This window comes from Rhizobacter sp. P3_B12 (genome assembly GCF_056402895.1).
This window is the reverse complement of sequence record NZ_JBFUGN010001557.1, coordinates 1-864: the sequence shown is the minus strand read 5'-3', so window position 1 is coordinate 864 and position 864 is coordinate 1. Positions and strand designations below refer to the sequence as shown.

Annotated in this window: 1 protein-coding gene; it reads right to left on the bottom strand. The window is 67.2% G+C overall.

The annotated features are described in order from the left end of the window. Positions 1–93 precede the first annotated feature (93 nt). Positions 94–864: molecular chaperone DnaJ (locus AC1D01_RS36835; protein WP_477874778.1), on the bottom strand; the 771-nt coding region annotated here is incomplete at its 5' end.

Here is an 864-nt window from a genome sequence, read left to right as displayed (position 1 = left end):
GCCCGGCACTGCGCGATATCACGGTCAAGCGGAGCCATCCCCCCTTATCGGACAGGGGGAGGGCCGCTTGAGCACCGGCCGCCGCGGGCCTGTTTACTTGAACAGATCCTTCACATGGTCGGTCCAGCTCTTGGCATTCGGCGAATGCTTGCCGCCCGACTTCGCGAAGGATTCTTCCAGCTCCTTCAGCAGCTTGCGCTGGTGCTCGGTCAGCTTGACCGGCGTCTCGACGCTGATGTGGCAGTACAGGTCGCCCGGGTAGCTGGAGCGCACGCCCTTGATGCCCTTGCCGCGCAGCCGGAAGGTCTTGCCGTGCTGCGTGCCCTCGGGCAGCTCGATCTCGGCCTTGCCGCCCAGCGTGGGCACCTCGATGCCGCCGCCCAGCGCCGCCAGCGTCAGCCCGACCGGCACGGTGCAGTGCAGGTCGTCGCCGTCGCGCTCGAAGATCTCGTGCTGCTTGATGCGGATCTCGATGTACAGGTCGCCGGCCGGGCCGCCATTGGTGCCCGGCTCGCCGTTGCCGGCCGAGCGGATGCGCATGCCTTCGTTGATGCCGGCGGGGATCTTCACCTCCAGCGTCTTGGTCTTCTTGATCTTGCCCTGRCCGTGGCAGGTCAGGCACGGCTCGGGGATGATCTTGCCGGTGCCGTGGCAGTGCGGGCAGGTCTGCTGGATGCTGAAGAAGCCCTGGCGCATGTGCACCGTACCGGCGCCGTTGCAGCTCGGGCAGGTCTTCGCGCTGGTGCCGGGCTTGGCACCGCTGCCGTGGCAGGTCTCGCACTCTTCCCAGCTCGGGATGCGGATCTGCGTTTCCTTGCCGCGTGCCGCCTCTTCGAGCGTGATCTCCATCGCGTAGCTGAGGTC